Genomic DNA, 19,006 nt, shown 5'->3' on the forward strand with positions numbered 1-19,006 from the left:
GATGCGCGGCGAACACGCGGGGTACGCGTGCGGCGCGGCCCTCGGCTTCCTCGGTGACCTGATCGTCGCGGACCCGCGGCGCGGCCATCCGGTGGCCGCGTTCGGCCGGGCCGCGGGCGCCCTCGAACGCCGGCTGTGGCGCGACCACCGCGGTTACGGAGCGGCCCACACCCTGTTGTGCGCGGGCGGCGCGGCCGTCGGCGCCGCGTTGCTCCAACGCGCCCTCGGGGAGCGTCCGGGCGCCCGGACCGCGCTGACCGCGGCGGCCGCGTGGGCGGTGCTGGGCGGCACCTCGCTCGGCCGGGAGGCGCGGGCCGTGGGCGGCGCGCTGGCCGTCGGCGACCTGGACGTGGCACGGGAGCGGTTGCCGCACCTGTGCGGGCGCGATCCGCAGGCGCTGGACGGGCCGCAGATGGCCCGTGCGGTGGTGGAGTCGGTCGCCGAGAACACCTCCGACGCGGTGGTCGGCGCCCTGGTGTGGGGCGCGGTCGCGGGCGTGCCCGGCCTGGTGGCGTTCCGGGCGGTGAACACCCTGGACGCGATGGTGGGGCACAAGTCCCCGCGCCACCGGCGGTTCGGCTGGGCGGCCGCCCGCCTCGACGACGTCGCCGGCTGGCCCGGCTCCCGACTGACCGCCGCGCTGACCGTGGTGGCGGGCCCCGACCGGCGCGGTGCGCTGCAGGCCTGGCGGGCCGACGGCGGGGCCCACCCGAGCCCCAACGCCGGCCCGGTGGAGGCGTCGTTCGCCGGCGCGTTGGGCGTCCGGCTGGGCGGCACCCTCGCGTACGGCGGGCGGGTGGAGCACCGGCCGGTGCTCAACGGTGGTGGGCGGCCCCCCGCGGTGTCCGACATCGAGCGGGCGGCCCGGCTGTCCCGGCGGGTCGGCCTGCTGGCGCTGGGCGTCACGGTGGCGGGCCGGCTGGCGGTCGGCGCGGTGCGGCGCGGGAGGAAGGGCGTGACGGCGAACGTGAGCGGGAGGGTGACCCGGTGAACGGGCGCAGGAAGACGGCCGACGGGGCCGTGGGCGGCGGGCTGTTGGTGGCCGGGACGACGTCCGACGCCGGCAAGAGCGTGGTGACCGCCGGCATCTGCCGCTGGTTGGCGCGGCAGGGCGTCTCGGTGGCGCCGTTCAAGGCGCAGAACATGTCGCTGAACTCGTTCGTGACCCGCGAGGGCGCGGAGATCGGCCGGGCGCAGGCGATGCAGGCGGCCGCGGCCCGGGTCGAGCCGACCGCGCTGATGAACCCGGTGCTGCTCAAGCCGGGCAGCGACCGCAGCAGTCAGGTGGTGCTGCTGGGGAAGGCGGTGGGCGAGCTGAGTGCCCGTGGCTACCACGCCGGCCGGCAGGAGCAGTTGCTCGGCACCGTGACCGACTGCCTGGCCCAGCTGCGGCGCACCCACGACGCGGTCGTCTGCGAGGGCGCCGGCAGCCCGGCCGAGATCAACCTGCGGCGGACCGACATCGTCAACATGGGCCTCGCCCGGGCGGCGCGCATCCCCGTCGTGGTGGTCGGCGACATCGACCGCGGCGGCGTCTTCGCCTCGTTCTTCGGGACCACCGCGCTGCTGTCCGAGGAGGACCAGTCGCTGGTCGCCGGCTACCTCGTCAACAAGTTCCGCGGCGACGTGACGCTGTTGGAGCCGGGCCTTCAGATGCTGCGCCGGATCACCGGACGGCAGACCTACGGCGTCCTGCCGTACGCGCACGGGCTCGGCATCGACGAGGAGGACGGCCTGAGGGTGTCGCTGCGCGGCGCGGTCCGCGAGTCGGTGGTGGCGCCGCCGGCCGGCGAGGACGTGCTGCGGGTCGCGGTGTGCGCGGTGCCGTTGATGTCCAACTTCACCGACGTGGACGCGCTGGCCGCCGAACCGGGCGTGGTGGTGCGGTTCGTGGACCGGCCGGAGGAACTCGTCGACGCGGACCTGGTGGTGCTGCCGGGGACCCGCGGCACGGTCCGCGCGCTGGCCTGGCTGCGCGAGCGCGGACTGGCGGACGCGGTGGTCCGCCGGGCCGCCGAGGGCCGTCCGGTGCTGGGCATCTGCGGCGGCTACCAGATGCTCGGCGAGCACATCGAGGACGAGGTCGAGTCGCGCGCGGGTGCGGTCGACGGGCTGGGGCTGCTGCCGGTCCGGGTCCGCTTCGCGGTGGAGAAGACGCTCGCCCGGCCGTCCGGCGAGGCGCTGGGCGAGCCGGTGGAGGGGTACGAGATCCACCACGGGGTGGCCGACGTGACCGGTGGCGGCACGTTCCTCCACGACGAGCGGGGCGACGCCCTCGACGGCTGCCGGGTCGGCAGCGTGTGGGGCACGCACTGGCACGGCTCCCTGGAGAGCGACGGATTCCGCCGGGCGTTCCTGCGGGAGGTGGCCCGGGCGGCCGGGCGCCGGTTCGTACCGGCGCCGGACACCTGCTTCGGGGCGCTGCGCGAGGAGCAGTTGGACCGGTTGGGCGATCTGATCGAGGAGCACGCGGACACCAAGGCGCTGCTGCGGCTGATCGAGGAGGGGGTGCCGGTGGGGCTGCCGTTCGTTCCTCCGGGGGCGCCGTGAGGGCCGCCGGAGGCGGGATCCCCGCGGGTGCGGGGCGCATGACAGCAGCTCCACCACGTGCTCGTGAAGCAGCGGGCCACCCCCGCAGACGCAGGGCCGAGGACACCAACACGCCGCACGGCGCGCACAGTTCGACCGGCAACGGACGTAAGCCACCCGAAGGAGCGATCACCACATGAGCACCCGGTATCCGTTCACTGCCGTCGTCGGCATGGACGACCTGCGGCTGGCGCTGCTGCTGAACGCCGTCAGCCCGGCGGTCGGCGGTGTCCTGGTCCGTGGCGAGAAGGGCACCGCGAAGAGCACCGCGGTGCGTGCCCTGGCGGACCTCATGCCCGAGGTGCCGGTGGTGGCGGGCTGCCGCTTCAGCTGCGACCCGCTCTCCCCCGATCCCCAGTGCCCGGACGGTCGGCATGAAGGCGGTTCCGCCGCGTCCCGGCCGGCGCGCATGGTCGAGTTGCCGGTGGGCGCGTCCGAGGACCGGCTCGTCGGCGCGCTCGACATCGAGCGGGCGCTCGCCGACGGGGTCAAGGCGTTCGAGCCGGGGCTGCTCGCGGCCGCCCACCGCGGCATCCTCTACGTGGACGAAGTCAACCTCTTGCACGACCACTTGGTCGACGTGCTCTTGGACGCCGCCGCCATGGGTGCCTCCTACGTGGAACGCGAGGGCGTCTCCGTGCGGCACGCCGCCCGCTTCCTGCTCGTCGGGACGATGAACCCCGAAGAGGGCGAGCTGCGGCCGCAGTTGCTGGACCGGTTCGGGCTGACCGTGGAGGTCGCGGCGTCCCGCGAACCGGAGCAGCGGGTCGAGGTGGTGCGGCGCCGGCTGGCGTACGACGACGACCCGGCCGGCTTCGCGGCGCGCTGGGCGGACGAGGAGCACCGGCTGCGCGAACGGATCGCGCTGGCCCGCGCGTTGCTGTCCCAGGTGCGGCTCGGCGACGCGGCGCTGCGACAGATCGCGGCGACCTGTGCGGCGTTCGAGGTGGACGGGATGCGGGCGGACATCGTGATGGCCCGCACGGCGACCGCGCTGGCGGCGTGGGCGGGCCGGACCGAGGTGCGGCCGGAGGACGTCCGGCAGGCGGCGCTGCTGGCACTGCCGCACCGGCGGCGGCGCAACCCCTTCGACGCGCCGGGGCTCGACGAGGACAAGCTCGACCAGGTCCTGGAGGACTCCGGCGGGCAGGACCCGGAGGGCGACGACGATCCGGAGCCGGAGGGTCCGGACGACCGCCCCGACGGACCGGACGGCGGCCCAGGCGGCGGCCCAGGCGGGCTGCCGCCGCAGGACGGCGGGCCCCGGGAGCAGCCCGGCGACGCGCCCGGCCCGGAGCTCCCGCGGCAGCAGGAGCCGGAGCGGCCGGCGCGGTCCGAGGAGTCCGCACCGGAGCCGGCGGGCGAGCCCGCGGCGTCCGGGCCGGCGCCGGAGCAGGCCGCAGTGGGCGCCACCGAGCCGTTCCGGATCCGGCGGCTGGACGTGCCGGGGCTGGGCGAGGGCGCGGACGGCCGACGGTCCCGGGCGCGGACCGCGCACGGCCGGACGACCGGGGCGCGCCGGCCCCGAGGGGCCCTGGGCAAGCTGCACCTGGCGGCGACCGTGCAGGCCGCGGCGCCGCACCAGTGGGCCCGCGGGCGGCGCGGCCCGGGCCTGGTGGTGCGCCGGGACGACCTGCGGGAGGCGGTGCGCGAGGGGCGCGAGGGCAACCTCGTGCTGTTCGTGGTGGACGCGTCCGGGTCGATGGCGGCGCGGAAGCGGATGGGCGCCGTCAAGGGGGCCGTGCTGTCGCTGCTGCTCGACGCGTACCAGCGGCGGGACAAGATCGGGATGGTCACCTTCCGGGGTTCGGGTGCCGAGGTGGCGCTGCCGCCGACGTCGTCGGTCGAGGCCGGCGCGGCGCGGCTGGCGCAGCTGCCGACCGGCGGCCGGACGCCGCTGTCGGAGGGGCTGCTGCGGGCCCACGAGGTGCTGCGGGTGGAGCGGCTGCGGGACCCGTCCCGCCGGCCGCTGCTGGTCGTGGTCACCGACGGTCGGGCCACCGGCGGGCCGGAGCCGCTGGCGCGGGCGTACCGGGCGGCGGGGTTGCTGGCCGCCGGGGGCACCGCGTCGGTGGTGGTGGACTGCGAGGCGGGCCCGGTGCGCCTGGGGCTGGCCGGTGAGCTGGCCCGGGAGTTGGGCGGCGCCGCCGTCACCCTCGACGAGCTGCGCGCGGACAGCGTCTCCGCGCTCGTCAGGTCCGTGCAGGGCAGGCCCGCGGCGGGCGGCAGTGGTGCCGGCCGGGGCGGGGATCGGGATCGTCACAACAGGAAGGCCGCGTAATGCCGCAGGGACAGCCGTCCGTCGTACCGGAAGACGGGCTCACCACCCGCCAGCGCCGCAACCGCCCGCTGGTGCTGGTCCACACGGGTCAGGGCAAGGGCAAGTCGACCGCCGCCTTCGGGCTGGCGCTGCGGGCCTGGAACCAGGGCTGGCCGGTCGGGGTGTTCCAGTTCGTGAAGTCGGCGAAGTGGAAGGTCGGCGAGGAGCGGGCGCTGACGGTGCTGGGCGCCACCGGGGAGGGCGGCACCGTCGCCTGGCACAAGATGGGCGAGGGCTGGTCCTGGGTGCAGCGCGACTCCCAGCTCAGCAACGAGGAGGCGGCCCGGGAGGGTTGGGAGCAGGTCAAGCGGGACCTGGCCGCGGAGACCTACCAGCTGCTGGTGCTGGACGAGTTCGCCTACCCGCTCAAGTGGGGGTGGGTGGACGTCGAGGAGGTGGTGGCGGTGCTGCGGGACCGTCCCGGCACGCAGCACGTCGTCATCACCGGGCGGGACGCGCCGGCGGCGCTGCGGGACTTCGCGGACCTGGTGACGGACATGACGAAGGTCAAGCACCCGATGGACGCGGGGCAGAAGGGCCAGCGGGGCATCGAATGGTGAGCAGGTCATGAGTGGCGGTGCCGTCCCCCGGCTGGTGATCGCCGCGCCGTCCTCGGGCGCCGGCAAGACGACGGTGGCGACCGGTCTGATGGCGGCCTTCGCCGAGTCCGGTCTCGCGGTGTCGCCGCACAAGGTGGGGCCCGACTACATCGACCCCGGCTACCACGCGCTGGCCACCGGCCGCCCCGGGCGCAATCTGGACGCCTTCCTGTGCGGACCGGCGCAGATCGCTCCGCTGTTCCTGCACGGGGCGGCGGGCGCGGACCTGGCGCTGGTCGAGGGCGTGATGGGGTTGTTCGACGGGGCGTCCGGGCAGGGCGAGCTGGCGTCGACCGCGCAGGTGGCGAAGGTGCTGCGGGCACCGGTGGTGCTGGTGGTGGACGCCTCGTCGCAGTCCCGTTCGGTGGCGGCGCTGGTGCACGGCTTCGCGTCGTGGGACCCGGAGGTGCGGCTGGCCGGGGTGATCCTCAACAAGGTCGGTTCACCGCGGCACGAGGAAATCCTGCGGGACGCCATGGACTCCTCGGGGGTGCCGGTGCTCGGGGCGCTGCACCGTGCCGAGCAGGCCCGGACGCCGTCCCGGCACCTGGGGCTGGTGCCGGTCGCCGAACGCCGGGCCGAGGCCCTGGAGTCGGTGCGGGCGCTGGCCGCGCGGGTGCGCGAGGGCTGCGACCTCCCGGCGCTGCTGGCGCTCGCGCGCAACGTGCCGGAGCTGCCGGACCGGCCGTGGGATCCGGGCACGGCGGTGCCGGCGCCCGCCGCGGGGGCCGGGCGTCCGGTGGTGGCGATGGCCGGCGGGCCGGCGTTCACCTTCTCGTACGCCGAACACGCCGAATTGCTGACCGCGGCCGGCGCCGAGGTGGTGCCGTTCGATCCGCTGCGGGACGAGCGGCTGCCGGCCGGCACGCGGGGGCTGGTCATCGGCGGCGGCTTCCCGGAGGTGTACGCGCCGGAGCTGTCGGCGAACGCGCCGCTGCGGGCGGCGGTGGCTCAGCTGGCCGCGTCCGGGGCGCCGGTCTCCGCGGAGTGCGCCGGGTTGCTCTACCTCGCCCGGTCGCTCGACGGGAAGCCGATGTGCGGGGTGTTGCCCGCCGACGGCCGGATGACGCAGCGGCTCACGCTCGGCTACCGGGAGGCGGTGGCGCTGAGCGACAACGCGCTGGCCGCGGCCGGGACGCGGGTGCGGGGCCACGAGTTCCACCGCACGGTGCTGGAACCAGGCGCGGGGGCGTCCCCGGCGTGGGGGGTCACGCACCCCCGGCGAGCGGTGGAGGGCTTCGTCGCGGGCGGGGTGCACGCCTCGTACCTGCACGTGCACTGGGCGGCGGAACCGGCGCTGGCCGAGCGGCTGGTGGCGGGGGCGGCGCGCGCCGCGGTGCCGGCCGCGGGCGGCGCCCGGTGACCGCCGGCGGCACCGCCGCCTGTGCGTGCGCCGCGCCGGTCCGCACCGACCGCGGCCCGGTGTCGTGCGGGCGGCGAGCCGTCGCCCCGTGAGCGGCGCACGCCCGGCCGGCGCGCCGCAGCGGCCGGACCCGGTCGTGGTCGCCGGCGTGGGGGCCCGTCGGGGTGTGCGCGTGGAGGAAGTGGTGGCGCTGGTCGGTGCCGCGCTGGCGGCGGTCGGCCGGGCGCCGGGTGCGCTGGTGGCGCTGGCCACCGTCGACGCCAAGGCGGCCGAGCCCGGGGTGCGGGGTGCCGCGCGGCGGCTGGGGGTTCCCCTGCGGGCGTTCCCGGCGGCGGAGTTGGCGGCGGTGCGGGTGCCGGCGCCGTCGGCGGCGGCCCGGGACGCGGTGGGCACCCCGAGCGTCGCGGAGGCGGCCGCGCTGCTGGCCGCGGGGCCGGGCGCCCGTCTGGTGCTCGGCAAGCGGGTGTCGGCGCCGGCCGGGCGCCCGGGCGCGGCGACCTGTGCCCTGGCGGCCCCCACCGGCCAGGACACTTGGGACACTTGGGCCATTACCCGCGGTACGGCGGGCGCGGCCGTGGGGTCCCCGGATGCTGCCGCTATCGTCGTCCCCTCCCCCGACCCGTCGGTGCACGTACCGGCTGCACCGGACCGGCGGGCGGCGGAGGTCGGCGGCGGCCACCGCGGACAGGAACTTCCCGGCACCAAGGAGACGTTGTGACCATCCGTCCCGCACTGCTCATCGCCGGTCACGGCACCCGTCACGAAGGGGCGGCCGACGCCCTGCGCACGCTGGTGCGGGTGCTCGGCGAGCAGCACCCCGACGTACCGGTCGCCGGGGGCTTCTTCGGCGCCCCGGCGTCGCCGCTGCCGCTGTCCGGCGCGGTCGACGCGTTGGTCGCGCGGGGCGCGACCCGGCTGGTCGTGGTGCCGCTGCTGATGGCGCCCACCGGCTCCCTGCGGGAGACGCTGCCGGAGGCGGTGGCGCGGGCGGTCGCGGCGCACCCCGGCGTCGACGCGGTCTGCGAGCCCGAACTGGGGCCGCACCCCCGGCTGCTGGCGGCACTGGAACGACGGCTGGACGAGGCGCTGGGCGGCGGTGCGCGGCGGCCCGAGGACCGGGACCGCACCACGGTGCTGCTGGTGGGCCGGGGCGCGGCCGATCCGCACGCCAATGCCGAAGTGGTGCGGGCCGCCCGACTGTTGTGGGAGGGCCGGGGCTTCGCGGGCGTGGAGACCGCGTTCGTGACGCTGGCGGCGCCGGACGTGCCGGCCGGGCTGGACCGGTGCCGGGTGCTGGCCGCGGCGGCGCCGGGGACCCGCCGGGGGCACCGGATCGTGGTGCTGCCGTACTTCTTCTTCGCCGGTGACCTGCTGGAGCGGCTGCGGATGCAGACCGAGGGCTGGGCGGCGGCGTACCCGGGCGCCGAGGTGCTGGGCGCCGACCCGATCGGTGCGGCGCCGGAGTTGGCCGAGGTGGTCCTGGCCCGCTACCGGGCGGCGGTGGCGGGCGGGGCGGCGTTCACCGGCCGGGCCGGCGACGCGCTGCCCACCACCGCCTTGAGCGCCGCGTCCGCCGGGGGCCCGGCATGACCGGGCCGGCACTGTCCGCGCCCCGCACCGGGCCCGGTGCGGGAGAGGTCGACCTGCGGCACCACGGTGACGCGGAGGTGCGCGGCGCCGCTCTGACGGACCTGGCGGTCAACGTCCGGGCGGGCACTCCCCCGGCCTGGCTGAAGGCCGAGATCGCCGCGTCGCTGGACGGGCTGGCGGCGTATCCGGACGGCCGGGCGGCCCGTCGGGCGGTCGCCGTCCGGCACGGCCTCCCGGAGCGTCGGGTGCTGTTGACGGCCGGCGCCGCGGAGGCGTTCGTGCTGCTGGCGCGGGCGGTCCGGGCGCGACGGCCGGTGGTGGTGCATCCGCAGTTCACCGAGCCGGAGGCGGCGCTGCGGGACGCCGGGTACACGGTCGGGCGGGTCCTGCTGGCGGAGCGGGACGGCTTCCGGCTGGATCCGGCGGCGGTGCCGGACGACGCGGACCTGGTGGTGGTGGGCAATCCCACCAATCCGACCTCGGTGCTGCACCCGGCGGCCGCGCTGGCGTCGTTGGCCCGGCCGGGCCGGACGCTGGTGGTGGACGAGGCGTTCATGGACGCGGTGCCCGGGGAGCGGGAGTCGCTGGCCGGGCGGGTCGGTGCGCTGCCCGGGCTGGTGGTGCTGCGCAGCCTGACCAAGACCTGGGGGCTGGCGGGGCTGCGGATCGGCTACGTGCTGGCGGACGAGGGGACGGTGGCGGAGCTGGAGCGGGCCCAGCCGCTGTGGCCGGTCTCCTCGCCGGCGTTGGTGGCCGCCGAGGCGTGCTGTGCGCCGACGGCGCTGGCGGAGGCGGCCGCGGCGGCCGAGGAGATCGCCGCCGACCGGGCCCATCTGCTGGCCCGGCTGGGCGCGTTCCCCGAGGTGGCGGTGGCCGGTCCGGCGGCGGGGCCGTTCGTGCTGGTCCGGCTGCCCGGTGCGGCGGCGGTCCGGGCCGGGCTGCGCACCCGCGGCTTCGCGGTGCGCCGCGGGGACACCTTCCCGGGCCTGGGCCCCGAGTGGCTCCGGTTGGCCGTCCGGGACCGGGCGACCACCGACCGGTTCGTGGCCGCTTTGGCGGACGTGCTCGGCGCCGCGCCCCGGTAGCGGAGGGCTCGGCGCCGCCCGTACCGCGACGTTCCCCCGCCGGGCCGGTGCACCGGCCCGGCGGGGGGCGGGTGCGTCGCGCGGGCCCGCGCGACGCACCGTCCGCACCCGCCTGCGACGTCCCCACGGCGCCGGGTGGCGGGTGCGCTCCCCTGCCGTTGGGCAAGGGGAGGCTCCGTCAGCCGCGTCCGTGCGACGCGGCGGTGCGGCGGCGGGCGTAGACCAGGGCCCCGGCGCCGCCGGCGACCAACAGGGCCGCGCCGCCGACGAGGTATGGCGTGGCGGAGCTGCCGCCGGTCTCCGCGAGGTGCTGCTCGGTGGCCGGGCGGACGCCGCCGCTGCCGGAGTTCACCTGCGTGCCGGTGCCGGGGTGGGTGCCGGTGCCGGGAGGGGTGCCGGTGCCGGGCGGCGGGGTGCCGTGCGGGGTGGTGCAGGTGGCCTGGGCCAGGGTGACCTCGCCGTGCACCTCCGCCACGTTGAGCTTCAGCGGGTTGACGGAGACCCGTAGGCGGAGGGCGGTGGCGGCGGCGCTCGCCGAAGTGGTGCCCTTCTGCGACAGGTCGAGCCGGACGTCGCCGACCCCCGGGACCTTGACCTCGGTGGTCCCGCCGGCGCGGAGCCCGACCCGCTTGCCCAGCACCACGACGTCGCCCAGCACCTGGGCCTCGGCCCGCGGCCGCTGCCCGGCCTGGCAGAGCGCGCGGGCGGTGACCTGCTGGACCCGGGCCAGCGGCACCGACGACAGGCCGGGCAACTGGACCGTGGCGCCCACGAGGTGGGCGTAGCCCTCGGCGGTCCGCCCGTCGGCGGTGGCGCGGGCGGTGGCGACGTCGGCGCGCAGCAGGCTGACCGGCCGGCCGCCGTCGATGCCGTCCAGGCGGACGGTGAGCGCGGTCTTGTCGGCCGAGGCCGGGGCGTGGACCTCGTTGAGGACGGCCCGGACCGGGACGTTCAGGGTCTTGTCGAGCAGGCCGACGTCGAGGGCGGTGCGCAGCACCACCGCCCCCGAAGTGCCGTGGTCGCGGCCGTCGTTGCCGTTGGCGTGCGCGGCGGGTGCGGCGGCGAGGACGACGGCGGGGCCGGCGGTCAGGACGGCGGCGACGAGGGCGGCGCCGAGCCGGCCTCTGGTGCCGGTGGCGCCGGCGGAACTGGTGGACACGTGTGTGGAACCCCCACAGGAGAGATGGAGCCGCCGACCGCGCCAATGGGGGACATCACGCGGGCCGACGGCCTCGACCCGCACATCGTGTACGCACTGAGGGTGAACGGGCAGCCACGCGAGGTCAGTTCACCCCAAAGGGTGGTTTCCGTGCCTTTATTCGATTGCTTCCGGCTCGTCCGTCTCGGCGGACACCCCACGCCACAGCCGTACCGGTCCAGAACGGTCCGGTACGGCCGACAGTGGAGCGCGCAGCCAGCGGCAGCCCGTGGCAGTCAGCGCGATCAGCGCATCAGGACGCCGCCGTTGACGTCGTACGTGGCACCGGTGACGAACGTCTCCCGGGAGGCGAGGAAGACGGCGACCCGGGCGACCTCCTCGGGGGTGGCGATCCGTCCCATCGGCACCTGGGCGGTGAGTTCGGCGAGCGCCTCCGGGTCGATCGAGCGGACCATCGGGGTGTCGATCATGGCCGGGGCGACCGCGTTCACCGTGACGCCGTACGGGGCGAGTTCGGCCGCGAAGACCCGGGTGAGGGCGATCAGCCCGGCCTTGCTGGTGCCGTACGCGGCGCCGGTGGGCCGGGGCGTCTGGCCGGCGACGGAGGCCATGTTGACGATCCGCCCGAAGCCGCGCTCGCGCATGTCGGCGCCGACCGCGCGGGTCAGCAGGAAGACCGCGCGGAGGTTGACCGCGAAGACGTCGTCCCACTCCTCGGGGGTGATCTCCCACAGCGTCCGGGCGAGCGGCCGGGCGGCGTTGTTGATCAGCACGTCGACCGGGCGCCAGGCCCGGACGTCGTCGTAGGCGGCGGCGAGCGCGGCCGGGTCGCGCAGGTCGGCCCGGACCGGCCGGATCCGTTCCCCCGCGGGGTCGAGCCGCTCGACGAGGGCGCGGTTGGCCGCCTCGTCGACGTCCAGTGCGGCCACGTGGGCGCCCTCGGCGTGGCAGGCGCGGACCAGGGCGGCGCCGAGCCCCTGGGCGCTGCCGGTGATCAGGACGGTCCGGCCGTCGAGTCCGGTGTCGAGCACGGTGGTCCCCTCAGGACGTGGCGAAGAAGAGCGGGCGGCCGACGCGGGCCTCGATGCGCAGGTAGCGCCAGAGCCGCCCGTCGCCGACCGGGGTGTCGCGGACGAGGCCGCACACCGCGGCGACGGTGTCCAGGTCGGGGACGTCGGCGAGGACGTAGGAGGTCCACGGCCAGGCGGTGGTGGCGCCGACCATCAACTGGTCGTCGTCCAGGGTGCCGAGCACGGTGACGCCGAAGCGCTCGCCGAGCCGGTCGAAGGCGGGCGGGATCGCGGCGGCCACGGCGGCACGCCGGGCGTCGTCGGCGGCGAAGAAGTCCTGGGTCACGCCGATGCAGAACAGCGTGCGCAGCGGGCCCGCGGCGGACGGGTCCCCGGTGGGCGCGTGCGTGGGGGCGGAGGGGGGTGCCGGGTCGGCAGTGGTCATCGCGGAGCCTCGCGGGAGCGTCGGTACCGACGGGCGCGCGGGTACGTCCTCGGGTGGCGTCGGACGCCCTCGCCGTCGGTGAATAATTAGAGGATCGTCAACACATTGACGATCACCGACCGTATCACTCGCTTAGAGAGTTCTCGAACAATGCCTCGAACGGACCCGGGCGGCGCCCTGGGCGCGGACCCCAGCGCCACCTCCGCGCCGGCCGACCCCGACCAGCCCGAGACCGCGTCGATCCGGCTCGGCGACCTGCTCCAGGCGTTCAGCGACCCGCTGCGGCGACGGATCGTGCGCCTGCTCGCCACCGAGGGCGAGGCGGGCTGCGGGGACATCGCCCTGCCGGTGACCCGGGCCACCGGCAGCTACCACTTCCGGATCCTGCGGACGGCGGGCTGGACGCACACCCGCCGCGCCGGCCGCGAGCGGTACCTCTCGCTGCGCCGCGCCGACCTCGAAGCGCGCTTCCCCGGCCTGGTGGACGCGCTGCTGCGGGCCGACGCGGCGGAGCGGGGCGGCCCCGCGGGGCCCGGGGCGCCCGGCGCGTGAGCCGTCCGGCGCGGCCCGCGGCGGCTCAGCCGACGATCCGGCCGCGCAGCACCACCAGGCGGGGCGCCGCCAGCACCCGGACGTCGGCCCGCGGGTCGGCCTCGAAGACGACCAGGTCGGCCGGGGCGCCCTCGGTCAGGCCGGGGCGGCCCAGCCAGGTGCGGGCGCCCCAGGTCGTCGCGGAGAGGGCGGCCTCGACCGGCAGCCCGGCCTTCATCAGCTCGGCCACCTCGTCGGCGACCAGGCCGTGCGGCAGCGAGCCGCCGGCGTCGGTGCCGGCGAAGATCGGCACCCCGGCGTCGTAGGCGGCCCGCACCGTGTCGTAGCGCCGGTCGTACAGCCGGCGCAGGTGCGCGGACCAGCGCGGGAACTTCGCCTCGCCGCCGTCGGCGAGCTGCGGGAAGGTCGCGATGTTGACCAGGGTGGGGACGATGGCGACCTGCCGCTCGGCGAAGAGCGGGATGGTGTCCTCGGTCAGGCCGGTGGCGTGCTCGATGCAGTCGATCCCGGCCTCGACCAGCGGGGCGAGGGACTCCTCCGCGAAGCAGTGCGCGGTGACCCGGGCGCCGAGCCGGTGCGCCTCGGCGATGGCCGCGGCCACCTCGCCGGGCGGCCAGCAGGCGGCCAGATCGCCCACCGAGCGGTCGATCCAGTCGCCGACGAGCTTGACCCAGCCGTCGCCGCGCCGGGCCTCCTGGGCCACGTACGCGACCAGGTCCGCCGGCTCGATCTCGTGCGCGTAGTTGCGGATGTAGCGCCGGGTGCGGGCGATGTGCCGGCCGGCGCGGATGATCCGCGGCAGGTCGGGGCGGTCGTCGATCCAGCGGGTGTCCGAGGGCGAGCCGGCGTCGCGGATCAGGAGGGTGCCGGCGTCACGGTCGGTGAGCGCCTGCTTCTCGCTGGTGGCCGCGTCCACCGGTCCGTGCGCGTCGAGCCCGACGTGACAGTGGGCGTCGACCAGCCCGGGGAGCACCCACCCCGACACGGTCGTGACATCCCGTGCCACCGAAGGTCGCTCGAACGTCACCCGGCCGTCGATGACCCACAGCTCGTCGCGGACCTCGTCCGGTCCGACGAGCACCCTCCCCTTGAGGTGCAGCGCCGCACCTTCACTCATGGACGTCATGCAGGCACTGTATGCGGGGGCCGCGGCGGGCGACCACGGTGCGCCGGGCGCCCGCCCCGCGCGCCCGGCGGGCGCTTTCGCAAAAATCACGCACCGGTATGCACGGTATGCGCACCCCGCCCGTTCGCATAACACCCGGCGAGGCTTCCCGCATCTCTTGACGGTCTCTTCGGGGTGGCGCCCCGGTGACTTCTCGTGTCCGTTTTGGCGAATCGTCCGCGACACCTTCCGGCGGCGAATTCCCAATTTCCAAGAAGCCAGCTTCCCGTATTCGTATGCCCGCTTTCCCGAACCTCAAACGCCAAGATTTCGCTAGCGTCGAGTCTCATTATTCAGGCACTTCGCGGGAGCGTTATCGAGCTGTGACCGACTACACAGCGTGTCCGTTTCGTCCCGAACTTCCATGACGAAACGTGACAACTTGCCGCCGATTCGCGCGCCCGTACGCCCCCGCGTGATAACACAAAACCGCCTGTGGCGTAACCCAGACCCGCGATGCAATTTGCTTTTCGCCTGGGTAAATTCAATTGCATGACCGCCGCACAAGCAGACCATGCCGGTGCCCGAAGCGATATCAAGGAATTTCCGGAGGGCTTCAAGCTCGACACCCCCCGGGTGGAGGACGGGGCAGCGATCTGGCGCATCGCCCGCGACTCGAAGGCGCTGGACCTCAACTCCTCCTACAGCTACCTCCTGTGGTGCCGCGACTTCGCCGCCACCTCCGCCGTCGCCCGCGATGCGACCGGCGAACCAGCCGGGTTCGTCACCGGCTACCTGCGTCCCGACCGCCCGGACACCCTCGTCGTCTGGCAGATCGCCGTCGACGCGGCGCACCGCGGACGGGGCCTGGCCGCCGCACTCCTGGACGGGTTGACCGCCCGCGCCATCGACGAACTGGGCGTCCGCAGCGTGGAGACCACCATCACGCCCGGCAACGACGCCTCCAACCGACTGTTCGCCTCCTTCGCCGCACGGCACTCAGTGCCGGTCAAGCGCGAGGTGCTGTTCGACGCCGCGCTCTTCCCCGAACAGGGCCACGAGCCGGAAGTCCTGCACCTCATAGGCCCGTTCGAGGCGCCGCCCGGCAGCCAGCGCTGATCCGGGCAGCGCGCACGGCGCCGCCCCCAGACTTCGCCCTCCCGCACTCATCTCCCAGGAGCATGCTGTGACCATCACCCAGCCCGATCTGAGCGTCTTCGAAACCGTCGAGTCGGAGGTGCGCAGCTACTGCCGTGGCTGGCCCACCGTCTTCGACCGCGCGCAGGGCAGCCGCCTGACCGACGAGGACGGCCACACCTACCTGGACTTCTTCTCCGGCGCCGGCTCGCTCAACTACGGGCACAACAACCCGGTCCTCAAACGCGCCCTGATCGACTACATCGAGCGGGACGGCATCACCCACGGGCTGGACATGTCCACCACGGCCAAGCGGGCCTTCCTGGAGTCGTTCCAGAACATCATCCTGCGGCCGCGCGACCTGCCCTACAAGGTCATGTTCCCGGGCCCGACGGGCGCCAACTCGGTCGAGGCCGCGCTCAAACTGGCCCGCAAGGTCAAGGGGCGGGAGTCGATCGTCTCCTTCACCAACGCCTTCCACGGCATGTCGCTGGGTGCGCTCGCGGTCACCGGCAACTCCATGAAGCGGGCCGGCGCCGGCATCCCGCTGGTGCACGGCACCCCGATGCCGTTCGACAACTACCTGGACGGCCAGACGCCGGACTTCCTGTGGTTCGAGCGACTGCTGGAGGACCAGGGCTCGGGCCTGAACAAGCCCGCCGCGGTGATCGTGGAGACCGTGCAGGGCGAGGGCGGCATCAACGTCGCCCGCGCCGACTGGCTGCGCGCCCTGGCCGCCCTCTGCGAGCGCCAGGACATGCTGCTGATCGTCGACGACATCCAGATGGGCTGCGGCCGCACCGGCGCGTTCTTCTCCTTCGAGGAGGCGGGCATCGTGCCGGACATCGTCACCGTCTCCAAGTCCATCAGCGGCTACGGGCTCCCGCTCGCCCTGACCCTGTTCAAGCCGGAGCTGGACATCTGGGAGCCCGGCGAGCACAACGGCACCTTCCGCGGCAACAACCCCGCCTTCGTCACCGCGGCCGCCGCCCTGGACACCTATTGGGCCGACGGCCAGATGGAGAAGCAGACGCTGAGCCGCGGCGAGCTCGTCGAGGGGCACCTGAAGGCCATCGTCGCCGAGCACCCGGGCGCCTTCGCCGAGTACCGCGGGCGCGGTCTGGTCTGGGGCCTGGAGTGCACCGACAAGGACCTCGCCAACAAGATCGCCAAGCGCGCCTTCGAGCTGGGGCTCCTCATCGAGACCTCCGGCCCGCAGAGCGAGGTCGTCAAACTGCTGCCCGCACTGACGACCACCCCCGAGGAGCTGGACGAGGGACTGCGGGTCCTCGCCCGCGCGGTGCGCGACTGCGCCTGACCGCACCCGTCGTCCGACGCCCCTCACCGTTCCACAGAAAGGCATCCAACGCACCATGATCGTCCGCTCGTTCAAGGACATCGAAGGCACCGACCGCCACGTCAAGGCCAAAACCGGCACGTGGGAGAGCAAGCGCATCGTGCTCGCCAAGGAGCGGGTCGGCTTCTCGCTCCACGAGACCATCCTCTACGCCGGCACCGAGACGTCGATGTGGTACGCCAACCACATCGAGGCCGTGGTCTGCGTCGAGGGCGTGGCCGAGCTGACCAATGACGAGACCGGCGAGAAGCACCTCATCACGCCCGGCGTGATGTACCTGCTCAACGGGCACGAGAAGCACACCATGCGGATCAAGGAGGACTTCCGCTGCCTGTGCGTCTTCAACCCGCCGGTCACCGGTCGTGAGGACCACGACGAGAACGGCGTCTACCCGCTGCTCACCGAGCCCGAGCCCGAGGCGAGCTGAGCGCGGACACCGGACCGTCCACCGTCCGGCGTCACCGTGACGCAGTGAGATTCCGTACGAGAGGAGAGGAAGGCACCACCATGACCACCGCACCCGAGCGCACCGCCGACCTGTACCCGACCCGTGGGACCTCAGAGGTCATCACCCCGCGGCAGGACCCGGTGGTGTGGTCGCAGCCCGGCGCGGCGGGCCCGCTCGCCGCGTCCGAGCTGAGCGACTTCGACCGCGACGGCTTCTTCGCCATGCCGGAGCTGCTCTCCGCGGACGAGGTCGCGGTGTACCGCGCCGAGTTGGACCGGCTGGTGAACGACCCGGCGACGCGCGCGGACCCGCGCTCGATCGTCGAGCCGCAGTCGCAGGACGTCCGCTCGGTCTTCGAAGTGCACCGGATCAGCGACGTGTTCGCACGGCTGGTCTCCGATCCGCGCGTGGTGGGCCGGGCCCGCCAGATCCTCGGCTCGGACGTCTACGTCCACCAGTCACGGATCAACGTCAAGCCCGGGTTCGGTGCCTCCGGCTTCTACTGGCACTCGGACTTCGAGACCTGGCACGCCGAGGACGGCCTGCCCAACATGCGCACGGTGTCGGTCTCCATCGCCCTGACGGAGAACTACGACACCAACGGCGGCTTGATGATCATGCCGGGGTCGCACCGGCACTTCGTCGGGTGCGAGGGCGCCACCCCGAAGGACAACTACAAGAAGTCGCTGCAGATGCAGGATGCGGGCACGCCGTCGGACCGAGCGCTGACGACGATGGCGGACCGGTACGGCATCCGGCTGTTCACCGGCCGGGCCGGCTCGGCGACGTGGTTCGACTGCAACGCCATGCACGGCTCCGGCGACAACATCACGCCGTTCCCGCGCAGCAACGTCTTCATCGTCTTCAACAGCATGGAGAACGCCGCGGTGGAGCCGTTCGCGGCACCGGTCAGGCGGCCGGAGTACATCGGGGCGCGGGCCCCGTTCACGCCGGTCAAGTAGGGAGCCGTCGGCCCGCCCGCCGAAGGCGGTGGGCGGCTCGGACGGCGGGCGGCCGCCGCACGGAGTCCCCTCGTGGCACTGTGCGGCGGCCGTCCGCGTTCCGCCGGTCGACGCGACCACCCACCTGATGGACCGTCAGTTGTCTGCCAGGGCGGGGTAGTCGAGGTAGCCGCGGTCGTCGCCGCCGTAGAAGCTGGCCCGCTCCGGGACGTTGAACGGACCGCCGGCCGCCAGGCGGCGGGGCAGGTCGGGGTTGGCGATGAACAGCGCGCCGTACGCCAGCAGATCGGCGTCGCCCCGCTCGACGAGCGCCAGCTCCTCGGGGCCGGTGGGGCGCCCGACGGTGGCCGGGTTGAGCAGGAACGGGCCGTCGAACCGCTTCCGCAGCCGGGCCAGCAGCTCCAGGTCGTGGACGTCGCAGGTGTGCAGGTAGGCCAGGCCGAGCGGGGAGACGGCGTCCAGCAGCGCGGCGTAGGTGGCCTCCGGCTCGGGCTCGGCGATGTCGTTGAACGGGTTGCCGGGCGAGAGCCGCAGGCCGGTGCGGTGCGCGCCGACCGCCGCCGCGACCGCCGTGACCACCTCGATGGCGAACCGGGCGCGGGCCGCGTCGGAGCCGCCCCACGCGTCGGTGCGCAGGTTGGCGTTGGGGGCCAGGAACTGGTGGACGAGGTAGCCGTTGGCGCCGTGGATCTCCACCCCGTCGAAGCCGGCCTCGATGGCGTTGCGGGCCGCGGCGGCGAACCCGTCGACGGTCGCGCGGATCTCCTCGTCGGTCAGCTCGCGCGGGGTGACGAAGTCCGTCGGGCCGTTCTGGGTGAAGCCCTGGCCGGCCGCCCGCACCGCGGACGGGCCGACCGGCTCCAGCCCGTCGGGCAGCAGCACCGGGTGGCCGACCCGGCCGCCGTGCCACAGCTGGGCGAAGATCCGGCCGCCGGCCGCGTGGACGGAGTCGGTGACCCGGCGCCAGCCGGCGACCTGCTCGGCGGTGTGCAGGCCCGGCGTCAGCGGGTAGCCGCGGCCGACCACCTCGGTCTGGGTGGCCTCGGTGACGATCAGGCCGGCCGACGCCCGCTGGGTGTAGTACGTGACCATCGAGGAGGTGGGCACGCCCGCCTCGGTGGCGCGGTTGCGGGTCATCGGCGCCATCACGATGCGGTTGGCGAGCGGGATGCCGGCGAGTTCTATGGGGTCGAACGCGGTGGTCACTGGCGGCCTCTCAACTGGGGGGACACGGGGCGCCAACTCACCTGTTCGAGCTGCCGCCTTGGCCATTAGATCAGCCCCC

Annotated in this window: 18 protein-coding genes; 13 read left to right on the top strand and 5 right to left on the bottom strand. The window is 74.9% G+C overall.

The genetic code is table 11. The features are described 5' to 3' along the window. Position 1: 1 nt before the first annotated feature. The 8 genes from ABD385_RS04315 to cobC all read left to right on the top strand — a co-directional run bounded on the left by ABD385_RS04315 (position 2) and on the right by cobC (position 9,546). Positions 2-991, top strand: coding sequence for a cobalamin biosynthesis protein (locus tag ABD385_RS04315; protein ID WP_344573578.1), 990 nt, complete (start codon positions 2-4; stop codon positions 989-991). Then, positions 988-2,550, top strand: a complete 1,563-nt coding sequence (locus ABD385_RS04320; protein ID WP_344573579.1) for a cobyric acid synthase — start codon at positions 988-990, stop codon at positions 2,548-2,550. The genes ABD385_RS04315 and ABD385_RS04320 overlap by 4 nt, the downstream gene beginning before the upstream one ends. Positions 2,551-2,725: 175 nt before the next feature. After that, positions 2,726-4,870 carry a putative cobaltochelatase gene (locus ABD385_RS04325; RefSeq protein ID WP_344573580.1) on the top strand — a complete coding sequence of 715 codons (2,145 nt, stop codon included), beginning with the start codon at positions 2,726-2,728 and terminating at the stop codon, positions 4,868-4,870. Then, positions 4,870-5,469, top strand: a complete 600-nt coding sequence (gene cobO, locus ABD385_RS04330; protein ID WP_344573581.1) for a cob(I)yrinic acid a,c-diamide adenosyltransferase — start codon at positions 4,870-4,872, stop codon at positions 5,467-5,469. Before ABD385_RS04325 ends, cobO begins: the two co-directional genes overlap by 1 nt. Positions 5,470-5,476: 7 nt before the next feature. Then, complete coding sequence (locus tag ABD385_RS04335) at positions 5,477-6,871, top strand: cobyrinic acid a,c-diamide synthase CobB (RefSeq protein ID WP_344573582.1); 1,395 nt, start codon at positions 5,477-5,479, stop codon at positions 6,869-6,871. Positions 6,872-6,959: 88 nt separating this feature from the next. Further along, the gene (locus ABD385_RS04340; RefSeq protein WP_344573583.1) at positions 6,960-7,589 is read left to right on the top strand and encodes a cobalamin biosynthesis protein; all 630 of its coding nucleotides are present in this window, start codon (positions 6,960-6,962) and stop codon (positions 7,587-7,589) included. Continuing rightward, complete coding sequence (locus tag ABD385_RS04345) at positions 7,586-8,461, top strand: sirohydrochlorin chelatase (RefSeq protein ID WP_344573584.1); 876 nt, start codon at positions 7,586-7,588, stop codon at positions 8,459-8,461. The genes ABD385_RS04340 and ABD385_RS04345 overlap by 4 nt, the downstream gene beginning before the upstream one ends. Further along, positions 8,458-9,546 carry an Rv2231c family histidinol phosphate aminotransferase CobC gene (cobC, locus tag ABD385_RS04350; RefSeq protein ID WP_344573585.1) on the top strand — a complete coding sequence of 363 codons (1,089 nt, stop codon included), beginning with the start codon at positions 8,458-8,460 and terminating at the stop codon, positions 9,544-9,546. The genes ABD385_RS04345 and cobC overlap by 4 nt, the downstream gene beginning before the upstream one ends. A gap of 178 nt (positions 9,547-9,724) precedes the next feature. Here the strand turns inward: cobC and ABD385_RS04355 are convergent, their stop codons facing one another. The 3 genes from ABD385_RS04355 to ABD385_RS04365 all read right to left on the bottom strand — a co-directional run bounded on the left by ABD385_RS04355 (position 9,725) and on the right by ABD385_RS04365 (position 12,160). Then, complete coding sequence (locus ABD385_RS04355; protein WP_344573586.1) at positions 9,725-10,705, bottom strand: SCO1860 family LAETG-anchored protein; 981 nt, start codon at positions 10,703-10,705, stop codon at positions 9,725-9,727. 284 nt (positions 10,706-10,989) lie between these two features. Next, positions 10,990-11,736: an SDR family NAD(P)-dependent oxidoreductase gene (locus ABD385_RS04360; protein ID WP_344573587.1), complete on the bottom strand. Its 747-nt coding sequence runs from the start codon at positions 11,734-11,736 to the stop codon at positions 10,990-10,992. A 10-nt stretch (positions 11,737-11,746) separates the two neighbouring features. Beyond that, positions 11,747-12,160 carry a hypothetical protein gene (locus tag ABD385_RS04365; protein WP_344573588.1) on the bottom strand — a complete coding sequence of 138 codons (414 nt, stop codon included), beginning with the start codon at positions 12,158-12,160 and terminating at the stop codon, positions 11,747-11,749. 150 nt (positions 12,161-12,310) lie between these two features. On the opposite strand from ABD385_RS04365, the gene ABD385_RS04370 reads away from it, so the two are divergent. Beyond that, positions 12,311-12,712 (top strand): ArsR/SmtB family transcription factor, encoded by a 402-nt coding sequence (locus ABD385_RS04370; protein WP_344573590.1) that lies wholly within the window; start codon positions 12,311-12,313, stop codon positions 12,710-12,712. A gap of 25 nt (positions 12,713-12,737) precedes the next feature. Here the strand turns inward: ABD385_RS04370 and ABD385_RS04375 are convergent, their stop codons facing one another. Beyond that, positions 12,738-13,829 (bottom strand): amidohydrolase family protein, encoded by a 1,092-nt coding sequence (locus tag ABD385_RS04375; protein WP_344573941.1) that lies wholly within the window; start codon positions 13,827-13,829, stop codon positions 12,738-12,740. A gap of 540 nt (positions 13,830-14,369) precedes the next feature. Here ABD385_RS04375 and ectA point away from each other — a divergent pair. From ectA to thpD, 4 genes are all read left to right on the top strand, one after another. Further along, positions 14,370-14,936 carry a diaminobutyrate acetyltransferase gene (gene ectA, locus ABD385_RS04380; protein WP_344573591.1) on the top strand — a complete coding sequence of 189 codons (567 nt, stop codon included), beginning with the start codon at positions 14,370-14,372 and terminating at the stop codon, positions 14,934-14,936. Positions 14,937-15,003: 67 nt separating this feature from the next. Next, positions 15,004-16,272: a diaminobutyrate--2-oxoglutarate transaminase gene (gene ectB, locus ABD385_RS04385; protein WP_344573592.1), complete on the top strand. Its 1,269-nt coding sequence runs from the start codon at positions 15,004-15,006 to the stop codon at positions 16,270-16,272. Positions 16,273-16,327: 55 nt separating this feature from the next. Further along, positions 16,328-16,738, top strand: a complete 411-nt coding sequence (locus ABD385_RS04390) for an ectoine synthase (RefSeq protein WP_344573593.1) — start codon at positions 16,328-16,330, stop codon at positions 16,736-16,738. An 80-nt stretch (positions 16,739-16,818) separates the two neighbouring features. Continuing rightward, positions 16,819-17,721, top strand: a complete 903-nt coding sequence (gene thpD / locus ABD385_RS04395; RefSeq protein WP_344573594.1) for an ectoine hydroxylase — start codon at positions 16,819-16,821, stop codon at positions 17,719-17,721. 135 nt (positions 17,722-17,856) lie between these two features. Here thpD and ABD385_RS04400 read toward each other — a convergent pair whose 3' ends face one another. Beyond that, entirely contained in the window at positions 17,857-18,927 is a 1,071-nt protein-coding gene (locus ABD385_RS04400; RefSeq protein ID WP_344573595.1) for an alkene reductase, read from the bottom strand. Positions 18,928-19,006 lie beyond the last annotated feature (79 nt).

The organism is Streptomyces lunalinharesii (assembly GCF_039532155.1).
Lineage (GTDB): Bacteria > Actinomycetota > Actinomycetes > Streptomycetales > Streptomycetaceae > Streptomyces > Streptomyces lunalinharesii.

Coding starts and splice junctions, on each gene's coding strand:
- ABD385_RS04315 (WP_344573578.1), top strand. CDS start 2: ATGCGCGGCGAACACGCGGGGTACGCGTGCGGCGCGGCCCTCGGCTTC.
- ABD385_RS04325 (WP_344573580.1), top strand. CDS start 2,726: ATGAGCACCCGGTATCCGTTCACTGCCGTCGTCGGCATGGACGACCTG.
- cobO (WP_344573581.1), top strand. CDS start 4,870: ATGCCGCAGGGACAGCCGTCCGTCGTACCGGAAGACGGGCTCACCACC.
- ABD385_RS04335 (WP_344573582.1), top strand. CDS start 5,477: ATGAGTGGCGGTGCCGTCCCCCGGCTGGTGATCGCCGCGCCGTCCTCG.
- cobC (WP_344573585.1), top strand. CDS start 8,458: ATGACCGGGCCGGCACTGTCCGCGCCCCGCACCGGGCCCGGTGCGGGA.
- ABD385_RS04365 (WP_344573588.1), bottom strand. CDS start 12,160: ATGACCACTGCCGACCCGGCACCCCCCTCCGCCCCCACGCACGCGCCC.
- ABD385_RS04370 (WP_344573590.1), top strand. CDS start 12,311: ATGCCTCGAACGGACCCGGGCGGCGCCCTGGGCGCGGACCCCAGCGCC.
- ABD385_RS04375 (WP_344573941.1), bottom strand. CDS start 13,829: ATGAGTGAAGGTGCGGCGCTGCACCTCAAGGGGAGGGTGCTCGTCGGA.
- ectA (WP_344573591.1), top strand. CDS start 14,370: ATGACCGCCGCACAAGCAGACCATGCCGGTGCCCGAAGCGATATCAAG.
- ABD385_RS04390 (WP_344573593.1), top strand. CDS start 16,328: ATGATCGTCCGCTCGTTCAAGGACATCGAAGGCACCGACCGCCACGTC.
- thpD (WP_344573594.1), top strand. CDS start 16,819: ATGACCACCGCACCCGAGCGCACCGCCGACCTGTACCCGACCCGTGGG.